At 72.4% G+C, this 12,277-nt stretch carries 16 protein-coding genes; 5 read left to right on the plus strand and 11 right to left on the minus strand.

What is annotated here, in order from left to right; translation table 11 throughout:
• Positions 1–31 precede the first annotated feature (31 nt).
• Genes DEI91_RS00520 through DEI91_RS00530 form a run of 3 tightly spaced genes read right to left on the minus strand, consistent with a single transcriptional unit; the run spans position 32 to position 2,930 of the window.
• On the minus strand, positions 32–487 hold the full coding sequence (locus DEI91_RS00520; protein ID WP_111050460.1) for a DUF4396 domain-containing protein: 456 nt from the start codon (positions 485–487) through the stop codon (positions 32–34).
• Complete coding sequence (locus DEI91_RS00525; protein WP_111050461.1) at positions 484–2,703, minus strand: cation-translocating P-type ATPase; 2,220 nt, start codon at positions 2,701–2,703, stop codon at positions 484–486. The genes DEI91_RS00520 and DEI91_RS00525 overlap by 4 nt, the downstream gene beginning before the upstream one ends.
• Positions 2,703–2,930 carry a heavy-metal-associated domain-containing protein gene (locus tag DEI91_RS00530; RefSeq protein ID WP_111050462.1) on the minus strand — a complete coding sequence of 76 codons (228 nt, stop codon included), beginning with the start codon at positions 2,928–2,930 and terminating at the stop codon, positions 2,703–2,705. Before DEI91_RS00530 ends, DEI91_RS00525 begins: the two co-directional genes overlap by 1 nt.
• Before the next feature lie 96 nt (positions 2,931–3,026).
• On the opposite strand from DEI91_RS00530, the gene DEI91_RS00535 reads away from it, so the two are divergent.
• Positions 3,027–3,347: a metal-sensitive transcriptional regulator gene (locus DEI91_RS00535; protein WP_111050850.1), complete on the plus strand. Its 321-nt coding sequence runs from the start codon at positions 3,027–3,029 to the stop codon at positions 3,345–3,347.
• A 116-nt stretch (positions 3,348–3,463) separates the two neighbouring features.
• Entirely contained in the window at positions 3,464–3,928 is a 465-nt protein-coding gene (locus DEI91_RS00540; RefSeq protein WP_110825632.1) for a DUF4383 domain-containing protein, read from the plus strand.
• A 231-nt stretch (positions 3,929–4,159) separates the two neighbouring features.
• Here the strand turns inward: DEI91_RS00540 and DEI91_RS00545 are convergent, their stop codons facing one another.
• The gene (locus tag DEI91_RS00545; RefSeq protein WP_258374235.1) at positions 4,160–4,504 is read right to left on the minus strand and encodes a VOC family protein; all 345 of its coding nucleotides are present in this window, start codon (positions 4,502–4,504) and stop codon (positions 4,160–4,162) included.
• Positions 4,505–4,673: 169 nt separating this feature from the next.
• Between DEI91_RS00545 and DEI91_RS00550 the strand changes: the two genes are divergently transcribed.
• A complete protein-coding gene (locus DEI91_RS00550) occupies positions 4,674–4,973 on the plus strand; it encodes a Dabb family protein (protein ID WP_111050464.1) in 300 nt (99 codons plus the stop codon).
• 56 nt (positions 4,974–5,029) lie between these two features.
• Here DEI91_RS00550 and DEI91_RS00555 read toward each other — a convergent pair whose 3' ends face one another.
• From DEI91_RS00555 to DEI91_RS00570, 5 genes are all read right to left on the minus strand, one after another.
• Positions 5,030–5,488, minus strand: coding sequence for a BLUF domain-containing protein (locus tag DEI91_RS00555; RefSeq protein ID WP_111050465.1), 459 nt, complete (start codon positions 5,486–5,488; stop codon positions 5,030–5,032).
• Positions 5,489–5,622: 134 nt separating this feature from the next.
• Positions 5,623–6,354 carry an OBAP family protein gene (locus DEI91_RS00560; RefSeq protein WP_111050466.1) on the minus strand — a complete coding sequence of 244 codons (732 nt, stop codon included), beginning with the start codon at positions 6,352–6,354 and terminating at the stop codon, positions 5,623–5,625.
• Positions 6,355–6,357: 3 nt separating this feature from the next.
• Positions 6,358–6,525: a hypothetical protein gene (locus DEI91_RS16105; RefSeq protein WP_181439409.1), complete on the minus strand. Its 168-nt coding sequence runs from the start codon at positions 6,523–6,525 to the stop codon at positions 6,358–6,360.
• Between the two features lie 35 nt (positions 6,526–6,560).
• A complete protein-coding gene (locus DEI91_RS00565; RefSeq protein ID WP_111050467.1) occupies positions 6,561–7,277 on the minus strand; it encodes an NADPH-dependent F420 reductase in 717 nt (238 codons plus the stop codon).
• Entirely contained in the window at positions 7,274–8,323 is a 1,050-nt protein-coding gene (locus DEI91_RS00570; RefSeq protein ID WP_111050468.1) for an LLM class flavin-dependent oxidoreductase, read from the minus strand. The genes DEI91_RS00565 and DEI91_RS00570 overlap by 4 nt, the downstream gene beginning before the upstream one ends.
• 85 nt (positions 8,324–8,408) lie before the next feature.
• Between DEI91_RS00570 and DEI91_RS00575 the strand changes: the two genes are divergently transcribed.
• Positions 8,409–8,918 carry a MarR family winged helix-turn-helix transcriptional regulator gene (locus DEI91_RS00575; RefSeq protein ID WP_111050469.1) on the plus strand — a complete coding sequence of 170 codons (510 nt, stop codon included), beginning with the start codon at positions 8,409–8,411 and terminating at the stop codon, positions 8,916–8,918.
• A gap of 12 nt (positions 8,919–8,930) precedes the next feature.
• Here DEI91_RS00575 and DEI91_RS00580 read toward each other — a convergent pair whose 3' ends face one another.
• The gene (locus DEI91_RS00580) at positions 8,931–10,658 is read right to left on the minus strand and encodes an AMP-binding protein (protein ID WP_111050851.1); all 1,728 of its coding nucleotides are present in this window, start codon (positions 10,656–10,658) and stop codon (positions 8,931–8,933) included.
• Positions 10,659–10,835: 177 nt separating this feature from the next.
• Between DEI91_RS00580 and DEI91_RS00585 the strand changes: the two genes are divergently transcribed.
• Positions 10,836–11,849: an AraC family transcriptional regulator gene (locus DEI91_RS00585; RefSeq protein ID WP_181439410.1), complete on the plus strand. Its 1,014-nt coding sequence runs from the start codon at positions 10,836–10,838 to the stop codon at positions 11,847–11,849.
• A 65-nt stretch (positions 11,850–11,914) separates the two neighbouring features.
• Here the strand turns inward: DEI91_RS00585 and DEI91_RS00590 are convergent, their stop codons facing one another.
• The gene (locus DEI91_RS00590) at positions 11,915–12,250 is read right to left on the minus strand and encodes a hypothetical protein (RefSeq protein ID WP_111050471.1); all 336 of its coding nucleotides are present in this window, start codon (positions 12,248–12,250) and stop codon (positions 11,915–11,917) included.
• Between the last annotated feature and the right edge of the window lie 27 nt (positions 12,251–12,277).

The following is a 12,277-nucleotide window of genomic DNA, read 5'->3' on the forward strand; positions in this document are numbered from 1 at the left end:
GGGGTCGCTCGGCGGCGGCGACCGCGACCGCTCAGTGGTGCGGGTGCACCTTCGCGTGCCCGAGCCCACGGCGCATCAGCGCCCGGTTGACGGGGGTCGTGACCACGAAGGCGATCGCGAGCGAGAGCGCCAGGGCGCCCCAGAACAGCCACTGGTCGAGCCCCGCGTCGAGCGCCCCCGGGATCGCGACGACCACGGTGTTGTCGACGACCTCCATGACGGCGATGGACACCGTGTCCGCGGCGAGCGCCACCCGGAGCGCTGCGCCGAGCGCCAGCCCGGAGCGGAGCACACCGCGCATGGTGAGCGCGTACCCGAAGACGAAGGCCAGCACGATCGACAGCACCACGGTGCCGGCGTTGTGCAAACCGGTGGCGCTGCCGATCACCATGCCGAGGACCTCGCCGATGGCACACCCGGTCAGGCAGTGGAGCGTCGCCTGGGCGGCCGTCGACCACGTGGTCGTGGCGTGCGCGTGCCCGCTCACCGTGCACTCCCGTCGACGGACCGGAAGCGGCGGAGGCGCAGGCTGTTCGTCAGCACGAAGACCGACGACAGTGCCATGGCGGCTCCCGCGATGACGGGGTTCATCAGGCCGGCCATCGCGAGCGGGATCGCGGCGACGTTGTAGGCGAAGGCCCAGAACAGGTTCGTGCGGATCGTCCGGAGGGTCCGGCGGGCGAGCCGGACGGCGTCGACCGCTGCCCGGAGGTCGGCGCGCACGAGGGTGATGTCCGCCGCCTCGACCGCGGCGTCGGTCCCGGTGCCCATGGCGATGCCGAGGTCGGCAGCGGCGAGCGCCGCCGCGTCGTTCACCCCGTCGCCGACCATCGCGACCGTCCGGCCCGCGGCCTGCAGCTCGGTGACGATGCGGTACTTGTCCTCCGGTCGGACACCGGCGGTGACGCGGGTGATGCCGACCTGTGCGGCGACGCTCCGGGCGACCCCGTCGGCGTCACCGGTGAGGAGCATGGTCTCGAGACCGAGGTCGTGCAGGTGCCGGACGGCTTCGGCGGCACCGGGCGCGACCGTGTCGGCGACGACGACGAGGCCGCGGACCCGACCGTCCCAGGCGACGGCGACCGACGTCCGACCGGCCCGCTCGGCGTCGGCGGCCGCGGTGGCGAGCGCGTCGGGCATCGGGACGGACCACGCGTCACGCAGCCAGGTCGGCCGCCCGACGAGCACGAGGACGCCGTCGACGACGGCCTGCACGCCCAGGCCCGCGGTGGACGTGAACGCCTCCGGCCTCGCCACGTCGGGGACAGCGGCGACCAGGGCCCGGGCGATGGGATGCTCGGACCCGGACTCGGCGGCGGCCCCGGCGAGGAGGACCGCGTCGGGGTCCTCGCCGTCGGCCGGCAACACCTCGGTCACCCGCATGGTCCCGGTGGTGACGGTCCCGGTCTTGTCGAGCAGCACGGTGTCGATCCGCCGGGTGGCCTCGAGCACCTGCGGGCCGCGGATGAGGACCCCGAGCTGCGAGCCGCGACCGGTGCCGACGAGCAGCGCGGTCGGGGTCGCGAGGCCGAGCGCACAGGGACAGGCGATCACGAGCGTGGCGACGGCGGCGGTCAGGGCGGCCTCGACGTCGCCGGTGAGCAGGAGCCAGCCGACGAGGGTGAGCGCGGCGAGGCCGAGCACGACGGGGACGAACACGCTCGACACCCGGTCGGCGAGCCGCTGGACGTCGGCCTTGCCGGTCTGCGCCTCGGTCACGAGCTTGCCGATCCGTGCGAGTTCGGTGTCGGCACCGACGCGGACGGCCTCGACGGTGAGCATGCCGCCGACGTTCACGGTCGCGCCGGTGACGGCAGCGCCGGGTCCGACCTCGACGGGGACGCTCTCCCCGGTCATGACGCTCGTGTCGACGGCGCTCGTGCCCGCGACGACGGTGCCGTCGGTGGCGATGCGCTCCCCCGGCCGGACGACGAACCGGTCGCCGACCCGGAGCGACCCGACCGGCACCTCGACCTCTCGGCCGTCGCGGAGCACCCGTGCGGTGCTCGCGCCGAGTGCCAGGAGCGCACGGAGCGCCGCGCTGGACCGGGTCTTCGCGCGGCCCTCGGCGTACCGGCCGGCGAGCAGGAACACCGTCACGGCAGCGGCGACCTCGAGGTACGGCTCCGGGGCGGCACCCCGGGGCGCCGTGAACGCGAAGGCCATGTGCATGTCGGGTCCGCCGGCACCGCCGAACACCAGCGCCCACACCGACCAGAGCCCGGCGGCGACGACGCCGAGGCTGACGAGGGTGTCCATCGTCGCCGAACCGTGCCGGGCGTTCAGCGCAGCGGCGCGGTGGAACGGCCACGCTCCCCAGGTCGCGACGGGGGCGGCGAGGACGAGGGCGACCCACTGCCACCAGGGGAACTGCAGCGCGGGCACCATCGACAGCGCGACGACCGGGACCGCGAGCACGGTGGAGACGACCAGGCGACGCCGGAGCGGGGCGAGCGCGTCGCCGTCCGGCTGCTCGGGCTCCGGCAGACGCGCGCCGTACCCGGCCTGTTCCACCGTCGTGATGGCGTCGTCGACCGCGGTGCCGTCCGGCAGCGAGACCGTGGCCGTCTCGGTGGCGTAGTTCACGGTGGCCGAGACACCGGGCATCCTGTTGAGCTTCCGCTCGATGCGGTTCGCACACGAGGCGCAGGTCATGCCCTCGATCGCGAGCTCGACCGGTGCGCCCGTCGTCGTGCCCGACATCAGCGCGCGGCCAGGGTGTAGCCCGCCTCGTCGATCGCGGCGTCGACGGCGTCGTGGTCGAGGGGTCCGGTGCTCGTCACGATGGCGGAGGACCGGCCGCCGGTCACCAGCTCGATCCGGACGTCGGTGACCCCGGGGAGCTCGCGGAACGCCTCGTCGACGCTCATCACGCAGTGGTCGCAGGTCATGCCGTCGATGCCGTAGGTGGCGGTCTGCTGGTCGGTCATGTGGTCCTCCTGGTCGCGCGGGTCGGGCACCCGGGGTTGGCGTATACCCTCGGGGGGTACCACTACCGTAACGCCGACGACGAGGATCTGTTCCCGATGCCCGAACCGACCGCATCCGACACGACCGAGCACCAGCACCACGGCTACATCTCCGCGAAGGACGACTACCGCAAGCGGCTGCGCCGGATCGAGGGCCAGGCACGCGGACTCCAGCGGATGGTCGAGGACGAGGAGTACTGCATCGACATCCTCACCCAGGTGTCCGCGATGACGAAGGCACTGCAGGCGGTGTCCATGGGCCTCCTCGAGGACCACCTGCGCCACTGCGTGACGGACGCCGTCGCCCAGGGCGGACCGGCTGCGGAGGAAAAGATCCAGGAGGCGAGTCTGGCCGTCAAGCGCCTCCTCCGGTCATGACGACCATTTTTCGTGTACTGCTGGGTTCTCCCACCAAACCGACTGCTGGTCCACTCCGAATGTCCTGCGAGGCGCATGGCAACCGACCGCGTCGACTCCTGACGAAAGGTTCCTTCATGACCACCAACGCATCGACCCGCACCGACCACGGCTACGGCCGGACGCTCACCCAGAAGGGCGCGCTGGTCTTCGGCGTCGTCTTCCTCATCGTCGGCATCGCCGGCTTCATCCCCGGCCTGACCATGGACATGGGCAGCATGATGGCCGCCGGCAACGACTCGAACGCGCAGCTCCTGGGCCTGTTCCAGGTGTCCGTCCTGCACAACATCGTCCACCTGCTGTTCGGCATCGTCGGCCTGATCGCCGCGCGCTCGTTCGGCTTCTCGCGCCAGTACCTGCTGGTCGGCGGCATCATCTACGCCGTGCTCTTCATCTACGGCCTCTTCACCGCCGGCATGTCCAGCGCCGCGAACTTCGTGCCGCTGAACAGCGCCGACAACGTGCTGCACCTGATCCTCGCCGTCGCGATGATCATCCTCGGCATCGTCCTCCCGCGCTCCGGGGCCCGCACCGCCCGCTGACCCCAGCGTCGGTCGCACCGCACCAGCAGCATCCACGGAACCCCCGGGGTCACCCCGGGGGTTCTGTCGTGTCCACCGCGGCCCGCTGCCGTGGCACCCGTCAGGCGGTCGGCCGCCGGCACCGCGACGGTCGCCACGCTGCAAGACGTGGAAGACCTGTCCCGGAAGTGCACGACGGACGGGAGGCCCGTGACCAGCCGGTCACGGGCCTCCCGTCCGTCGTGCGTCCGCTCAGCCCTGCGGCGGCGCGTACAGCTGCAGGTCGTTGCCCTCGCTGTCCTTGAACGGGATGATCTTGCCCCACGGGTGCTCGCTGATCTCGCCCTGGATGTCCGCGCCGCGGCTCCGCAGCGCGGCGACCTCGTCCTCGATGCTGCCGTCGGGCTGGAACGAGACGACCGCTCCGCCGTCACCCGACCCGCCGGCCGACTCGCGCCCGTTCAGCCCGATCATGAGCCCGCCGGCGTCGATCTCGCTCCAGTCGTCGGACTGGTCCGTGACCGTGAGGCCGAGGGTGTCGCGGTAGAACGCGACCGCCCGCTCCATGTCGCTGACCGGGACCCAGACTGCTGCCACTCCACTTGCCATGGTGTTCCCTCTCGTCGTGGTGTGCCCTGGACGGTAGGCCGCGCCGTTCCGAGGACACCCAGTCCGGTGCCGCTCCGGGGTACGTCCAGGCCCGGCGGCGCAGGCTCGGTCCGGACACCGTCGGACGGCCGGGGGTGCAGCGGAGGAAGGGTCACCGATGACCGGGATCGTGCACGTCGTGCTGGTGGAGTGGAACACGGAGGACGCCGCCGTGCCGGAGCGGGCGACGGCGCTCGCACACGAGCACCTGCCCGGCATCGGCGGGGTGGTGTCCGTCGCGAGCGGCCCGAGCGTCAGCCCCGAGGGCAAGGAGGAGGGCTTCGACTGGATGCTCGTCGTCCGGTTCCGCGACGCGGCGGCACGCGACGCGTACCTGCCGCACCCGGCACACACGCCGGTCGCCGAGCACATCGGCGCACACAATGCGCGGGTGGTCGTGTTCGACGTGGCCGCCTGACGGACGGGAGGCCCGTGGCACGGTCGCCACGGGCCTCCCGTCCGGTGCGCGCCCGGTCAGGCGGCGCGGAAGCGGTCCGGTCGCGTCTGGAACCAGCGGATGAGCTCGCGGAGCGCCGGCGAGGCGACCGCCGGCACGGCCCCCGGTGCCGGCGACTCCGTGGACACCGCCTCGACGTCCTCGAAGGTCGACCGGTAGCCGGGCACGGCGTCGAGGTCGGACTCGGACGTCGGCGCGAAGGCCATCGTCCACTCGGGGAACTGCCGCTCCTCGATGAGCTCCTCGACCAGCATGGTGACCTTCGTGTGCCGCGGGTCGGTCTTGATGGTCGACATCTTGCCGCGGACGGCGGCGTCGGGACCCTCGAGCAGCTGCAGGAAATACCCGTTCCGGAACAGGAGCATGTCGGTGACGTCGTTCCGCTCGTTCGCGTCCCGGCTCTGTGCGAGCAGATCCGCGAGGGCGGCGTCGTCGAACGTGTCCGTCGCGACGCTCGAGTAGATCAACGACAGCATCTGGGCACCGCTTCCGGTCCGTCGGCCCGGCACACCCGTGGTGGACGGGCGAGGAACCGGATGCCAGCGAACTCCCGCGCGGCTGGGAGGGCCGTCCCGCTGTCCACTCAGGGACGGTCGGGCCGGCGCCGGCGTCAGGGTCGGCCGTCCTCCGCGTCGACGACACCCGGGGTCGGGGTGGTGCCGGTGAAGTCGTCGCGCATGGTGCCGACGCCGCGCTGCGGGTGCGCCCGGTCGAGGTGCTTCGCCCGCGAGGCCTTCCGCGGCTCCGGATCGGTGTGCATCGCGGTGTTCCGGTCCTCCTGCAGGGCGGTCTGCACCTCGCCCTCGCGGTTGAACGACCACATCAGCATCGGGTCGCCGACCGGCAGGGGGTCGGCCTCGTGACCGCCCATGGGTGCGCTGTGCCAGGTGTGCCAGGTCTTGCCGTACGAGTTGACGAGGTGCCCCATCAGCTCGGTCTCGACCGCGATCGGCAATCCCGGTGCCACGAGTTCACCGGAGAACACCTCGTGGTTGTGCGGGTGCCACGACGGCTTCTCGTCCTCGGGCAACCCGTCGAACAGCCGCTCGGAGACGATGTACTCGACGCCGATCAGGTTCGCGTCCGCGGTGTTGCCGTCGAACAGGACGCACTGCAGCATCTCGGCGTTCACGACCTTGCAGTAGTGGTGCGCCTCCATCTGCACGTCGGGCTCGCCCTTCACGCAGTGGAAACCGACCACGTACACGTCGAAGCCCTTCAGCGGGTCCGTCGGCTGGAGCAGGTCCGCGCCGGCGTCGAGCAGGGCCAGGCGGAAGCCCCGGTCGGCTCCCGGCGGGGTGACGCCGGTGGCCCGGGCCGCGACCGCAGGGTTCCGCGGCACGGGTCAGCCCTCCTCGGGCTGGGCCGGCTCCCCGCCGGAGTCCACGTCGCTGTCCTGCTGCGGGTCCTGGGTGGCGTTCCCCGAGGCGGAGCCGTCGGGCAAGTCGTCGGTGCGGCGGGCCTCCTCGTCGGGGACGTCGCTCGGGCCGGTTCCGTTCGTCGTGTCGCTCATGCACGCGACCGTACGCGGCGCCGGCCACCGCCGGTTCAGGCCGGGAGGCCCGCCCGCGCGGCCGCGACGGCCCGCCCCCGGTCCGTGGTCGGGAACCGCTCGAGGAGCGCCACGAGTTCCGGGGCCGACACGTTCGCACCGAACGCCTCGGCGTGCGGTTCGAGCGCGACGCTGTCGCTGAGCGAGCCCGTCGCGACGGCGTCGAACCCGAGCTCGTCGACGAGCGCCGCGGCGGCCCGGACCGCCGCCTCGTCGTCGCCCGCGACGGCGATCGCCTTCCGCTCGGGGTCTCCCGCGGGTCGCGGTCCGGCGTCGAGGTCGTGGTACCCCATGTGGTTGAAGGCCTTCACGACGGTGGCCCCCGGCAGGTGCGCCTGCACGAGCGCGCTCGTCGACACGCGGCCGTCCTCCAGGTCGGGGCGGTGCCCGTCGACCTCCCACCAGTGGTTCATCGCGTCGATGACGACCTTGCCGCCGAGGCGCTCCGCGGGGACCGTGTCGAGTCGTCCGAGCGGCAGGGCGAGCACGACGACGTCCGCCTGGTCGACGGCGTCGGCTGCGCGGACGGCTTCGGCGCCGGGCGCCACGACGGAGAGGATCAGGCGGATGCGGTCCGGGTCGCCCGAGCCCGCGACGAGCACGCGGTACCCGGCGCCGACGAGCAGGCGGGCGAGGACCGTCCCGAGCTTCCCGGCGCCGAGGACCGCGACGGTCCGGAAGGGGTGGGTCGCCGTCGTGTCCGTCCCGGTCATGCTGCGGCCTCCTGGCTCTGGGTGTCGCCGCGCTCGGCGAGCAGTTCGCGCACCCGGGGGACGACGACGCCACCGTACAGCTCGACGGCGCGGGTGGACTGCCCGCCGGAGGTGTAGATCATGTCGAAGCGACCGACGCCCATCGTGTCGACGGCACGGGCGATCCGCTGTGCGACGGTCTCCGGCGATCCGATGTACATCGAGCCGGTGGCGACCTCGCGGTCGAACTCGGCGCGGGTCACCGGGGGCCAGCCGCGCAGGGCGCCGATCCGGTCGCGGACGACCCGGTAGTGCGGCCAGAACAGCTCGGTCGCCTCCTCGTCCGTGTCGGCGACGAACCCGGGCGAGTGCATGCCGACGGGGTGCACCGTCGTGCCGAACTGCGCGGCGGCCCGGCGGTAGAGCTCGAGGTACGGCGCGAAGCGTTCGGGCTGTCCGCCGATGATCGCGAGCATGAGCGGGAACCCGTACTGCGCGGTCCGGACGACCGACTGCGGGGACCCGCCGACGCCGACCCAGGTGCGCAGGCCGTGCTCGGTCTTCGGGAAGACGTCTGCGTCGACGAGCGGTGCACGGGTGGTCCCGCTCCAGGTGACGGGATCCTCGCGCAGGAGCTGCGCGAACAGCTCGATCTTCTCCTCGAACAGGACGTCGTAGTCGGCGAGGTCGTGGCCGAACAACGGGAAGGACTCGGTGAAGGACCCGCGGCCGAGGATCACCTCGGCACGGCCCTCGGACAGCGCGTCCACCGTCGCGAAGCGCTGGAACACCCGGACCGGGTCGTCCGAGGACAGGACCGTGACGCCGGACCCGAGCCGGATGCGCTTCGTCACGGTGGCGAGACCGGCCAGGACGGTCTCGGGGGAGGAGACGGAGTACTCCGGCCGGTGGTGCTCGCCGACCGTGAACACGTCGACGCCGAGTTCGTCGGCGATGACCGCCTCGTCGACGAGCTGCCGGATCGAGCGGGCGTGGCTGACGAACGCGCCGTCGTCGTCGGTCGGGACGTCGCCGAAGGTGTCGAGGCCGAAGGTGATGTCGGGCATGGTGCCTCTTTTCGTTGTCGCTTCAACCAAGTGATTGACGCGTCAATCATGTGCCGCTACCGTCGGAGTGTCAAGAGGAGGCCACATGGGTGACGACGGGCAGCCGGAACGGGGTCGGCGGTCACCGACGGTCGACGAACTGACCACCTGGCGCGACTACATCGAGACGTCCGAGGCGGTCCGACGCGCGCTCGCCGCGGAACTCCAGTCCGCATCCGGGATCTCCGACGGCGACTACCGGGTGATGCTCGCGCTCAGCGAGGCACCGGACCGCACCCGCCGCTCCGCGGAGCTCGCCGACGAGGTCGGGTGGGAGCGCAGTCGGCTCTCCCACCACCTCCGGCGGATGGAGGAACGGGGCCTCGTCACACGCGGCCGCGTCGGGCCGGACGGTCGGGGCTCCGCCGTCACCCTGAGCGCGGACGGCGCCCGGCTCTACCGGAGCTCCTCGGCCGCGCACCTCCGCGCGGTCCGACGGGTCTTCGTCGACGCGTTCACACCCGAGGAGCTCGCCGCGGTCCGCGTCGTGACCGGCGCCCTCCGTCGTCACCAGGCCACGGGCCTCCCGGATGCGGCCGCGGTCGGCGGGCGATGACCCGCCGGGTCGTCAGCCGTCGCGACGGCCGGTGCGGAGGCCCGGGAACTGGTCGTCGCGCCACTCCCCCTCGAGCTGCCGACCGCCGAACGCCTCCTGCTCGCGCGCGCGGAGCTCAACGCGGCGGATCTTGCCCGACACGGTCTTCGGCAGCGCACCGAACTCGACGCGTCGGACGCGCTGCCAGGCCGGCATCGCGGTGCGGGCGTGCGCCAGGATGTCCCGCGCGGTCTCGGCGGTCGGCTCCCACCCGGCCGCGAGCGTGACGTACGCCTTGACGACCGTCAGGCGCTCCTCGTGCGGGGCCGGGACGACCGCGGACTCGGCGACCGCGGGGTGCTGGAGCAGCGCGCTCTCCACCTCGAACGGCGACACCTTGTAGTCCGACGACTTGAAGACGTCGTCGGTCCGACCGACGAACGTCAGCGAGCCGTCCTCGTGCCGGGTGGCGACGTCGCCGGTGTGGAAGAAGCCGTCGCGGAGCGCGTCGTCGGTCCGCTCCGGAGCGCCGAGGTACCCGGCCATCAGGTTTACCGGCGGCGTCGTCAGGTCGAGGCAGACCTCACCCTCGGCCGCACCCGACTCGCCCGTCACCGGGTCGAGGAGCGTGATCGCGACCCCGGGCAGCCCGTGGCCCATCGCACCGGGCCGCAGGGTGTCGCCCGGTGCGTTGCCGACGATCGCGGTGGTCTCGGTCTGGCCGTAGCCGTCACGGATCGTGCGGCCCCATGACTCCTCGACGAGCCGGATCACCTCGGGGTTGAGCGGCTCGCCGGCCGAGACGACCTCGCGGAGGGCGGTCGGCCGGCTGCCGAGGTCGGCCTGGATGAGCAGGCGCCACACGGTCGGCGGGGCGCAGAACGACGTCACCTGGGCCCGCTCGAGCTGGTGCAACAGGGCCGCCGGGTCGAAGCGCTCCTGGTTGTACACGAACACCGTGGCCTCGGCGATCCACGGCGCGAAGAAGCAGCTCCACGCGTGCTTGCCCCACCCCGGCGAACTGATCGCCAGGTGGACGTCGCCGGGCTCGAGCCCGATCCAGTACATCGTCGTCAGGTGTCCCACCGGGTAGGACGTCTGCGTGTGCACGACCATCTTCGGCTTGTCGGTCGTGCCGGACGTGAAGTACACCAGGCACGGGTCCGACGCCGCGGTGACCACCTCCGGCCGCCACTCCCCCGCCGGTGCCGGCTCGCCGAGGTCGGACGGGTAGGTCGTCCACCCGTCCGCGGTGCCGCCGACCACGATGCGGGTGAAGTCCCCGGTCAGGTCCGCGTACTTCGGCGTCTCGCGCAGCGTGGTGACGACGTGCGCGACCTGGCCGCGGTCGATGCGGTCCTGCAGGTCGGCGGCGCCGAGCATCGTCGAGGTCGGCAGGATGACCGCGCCGGTCTTCATGACGGCGAGCATCGACTCCCAGAGCTCGAGCTGGTTGTCGAGCATGAGCAGTACGTGGTCGCCCTTGCCGACGCCGAGGTCGTGGAACCGGGCCGCCAGCCGGTGGGAGCGGGCGGACATCTCGGCGTAGGTGGTGTGCGACTCCCGCCCGTCCTCCTCGACGATGACCAGGGCGTCGCGGTCGTTGCCCGCCGCGACGACGTCGAACCAGTCGATCGCCCAGTTGAACGTGGCCCCGACGTCCGGCCACCGGAACGCCTCGCGCGCCGCGGCGCTGTCGGTGCGGGCGGCGATGAGGGTGTCTCGGGCGGCGCGGAGGGCGGCGGCGGGTTCGGTGCGCATGTACCGACTCTGCCCCATCGGATGGGTCCCCGCACAGCGCACCGGACCATTACCGCAGGTGGATACTGCAGTCAACCCCTCGTGAGGGTGAGTCCTGGTCAGTATGGTCGGTGACGGGGTGTTCGCGAGACATGCCGCTCGCTCCCGATGCAGGGCCGGTCGGGCCAGCACGAGCGCATGAGCGAGAGGATCGGACCGACGATGACCATGATCGACGACCCACGAGAACGGACGGGTCTCACGCATCGCAGCACCGTGCGCATCGAGGCCATCGGGGACGCCCCCGACGCGGCGGTCCTCGACCTCAGCGGCTACTACGCCGGACGGCAGTGGGCCGCCCGGGCGACCGAGCAGCCGTTCCGGTACCGCTACTCCGCCGTCGGCGACTCGGACCTGACGCTCCGACGCGCGCAGATCGACGGGTTCATCCGCGGCGCCATCCCGGCGTCCGACGAGTACATCGTCCAGTGGCTCACCGCCGGACAGGGTGTCCCCGACGTGCTGCAGGACCGCGTGCCGATGACCGGTGACGTGCCGATGCTCTTCCCGACGTGTCGCGACTTCGTGTTCGAGTACCAGGACTACGACCAGCGCGTCGTGCACCTGTCCCGGCGGGTCGTGCACGAGGTCGCCGACGAGCAGTTCCACACCGGCCAGGTCGCGGAACTCGGCCTCGACCACCTGCGGCCCCTCGACCCGGTCGCGGTCGCGAACTGGCGGAACAGCCTCGCGCTGCTCTCCCGCGAACTGCGCGCCGGCGGGGTCGACACCCTGCTCTGGCACACCCTCGTCCGCGGGACCGCGCTCGCGTTCCTCCGGATGTACCCGCCGACCGTGACCGCACTGCCGCCGGCGGTGCTCCTGCCCCGCCGCGCTCGCCTCCGCGCCGCGGTGGAGTTCATCCACGAGCGCGTCGCCGAGCCGATGAGCGTCTCCGAGATCGCCGGCGCCGCCGGGCTGAGCGTCCGCGCGACGCAGGAGGCGTTCCAGCGGCACCTCGGGATGACCCCGATGCAGTACCTGCTGCAGGTGCGGCTCGAGCAGGTCCGACGCGAGCTGCTGCAGGCGGACCCGACCACCGCCGCCGTGCAGACGATCGCTCGACGCTGGGGGTTCGCACACCTGGGCCGCTTCTCCGCCGCGTACCGCACCGCCTACGGCGAGTACCCGAGGAACACCCTGCGCCGCTGAGGTCGCTGACGTCGCTGACCCCGGTGCCGCGGGCGCGCACCCGTCGGCCGCGGCGGCCGCGGCGGTCAGTCGAAGTCGTAGTCGTCCTGTCGGACGTCCGGGTCCTCGTTGACCGGGCGTGCGGGTCCCGCTGCGTCCGCCATCCGGCGCACGTGCTCCACGAACGCCGCGTCGTCGAGGTCGCGGTCCCGGTCGTCGTCCGGCGCCGCGCTGAGCGTGATCTCGCTCGCCGGCCCGATCAACAGGGTCTCGACCGTCGGGGTGCCGTGCTCGTCGACAGTCGGGACGTCCACGGTGTCGGTCTTCCGGTTCGCCCCGAGCACCGCGGCGTAGTGGATGACGGCGTCCGCGGCGGCGTCGCTCGTCCGGATCGCGCGACCGGCGTACTGGATGTCCTTCATCCGGCCAGTCAACGCGCGACGGGTGCG

Origin of the sequence: Curtobacterium sp. MCBD17_032 (assembly GCF_003234855.1) — a bacterium.
Classification (GTDB): Bacteria; Actinomycetota; Actinomycetes; order Actinomycetales; family Microbacteriaceae; genus Curtobacterium.

Bases quoted from the DNA above. Each gene is read 5' to 3' on its own strand.
- DEI91_RS00525 (WP_111050461.1), bottom strand. From the start codon at position 2,703: ATGTCGGGCACGACGACGGGCGCACCGGTCGAGCTCGCGATCGAGGGC.
- DEI91_RS00530 (WP_111050462.1), bottom strand. From the start codon at position 2,930: ATGACCGACCAGCAGACCGCCACCTACGGCATCGACGGCATGACCTGC.
- DEI91_RS00535 (WP_111050850.1), top strand. From the start codon at position 3,027: ATGCCCGAACCGACCGCATCCGACACGACCGAGCACCAGCACCACGGC.
- DEI91_RS00540 (WP_110825632.1), top strand. From the start codon at position 3,464: ATGACCACCAACGCATCGACCCGCACCGACCACGGCTACGGCCGGACG.
- DEI91_RS00550 (WP_111050464.1), top strand. From the start codon at position 4,674: ATGACCGGGATCGTGCACGTCGTGCTGGTGGAGTGGAACACGGAGGAC.
- DEI91_RS00555 (WP_111050465.1), bottom strand. From the start codon at position 5,488: ATGCTGTCGTTGATCTACTCGAGCGTCGCGACGGACACGTTCGACGAC.
- DEI91_RS16105 (WP_181439409.1), bottom strand. From the start codon at position 6,525: ATGAGCGACACGACGAACGGAACCGGCCCGAGCGACGTCCCCGACGAG.
- DEI91_RS00565 (WP_111050467.1), bottom strand. From the start codon at position 7,277: ATGACCGGGACGGACACGACGGCGACCCACCCCTTCCGGACCGTCGCG.
- DEI91_RS00570 (WP_111050468.1), bottom strand. From the start codon at position 8,323: ATGCCCGACATCACCTTCGGCCTCGACACCTTCGGCGACGTCCCGACC.
- DEI91_RS00575 (WP_111050469.1), top strand. From the start codon at position 8,409: ATGGGTGACGACGGGCAGCCGGAACGGGGTCGGCGGTCACCGACGGTC.
- DEI91_RS00580 (WP_111050851.1), bottom strand. From the start codon at position 10,658: ATGCGCACCGAACCCGCCGCCGCCCTCCGCGCCGCCCGAGACACCCTC.
- DEI91_RS00585 (WP_181439410.1), top strand. From the start codon at position 10,836: ATGAGCGAGAGGATCGGACCGACGATGACCATGATCGACGACCCACGA.
- DEI91_RS00590 (WP_111050471.1), bottom strand. From the start codon at position 12,250: ATGAAGGACATCCAGTACGCCGGTCGCGCGATCCGGACGAGCGACGCC.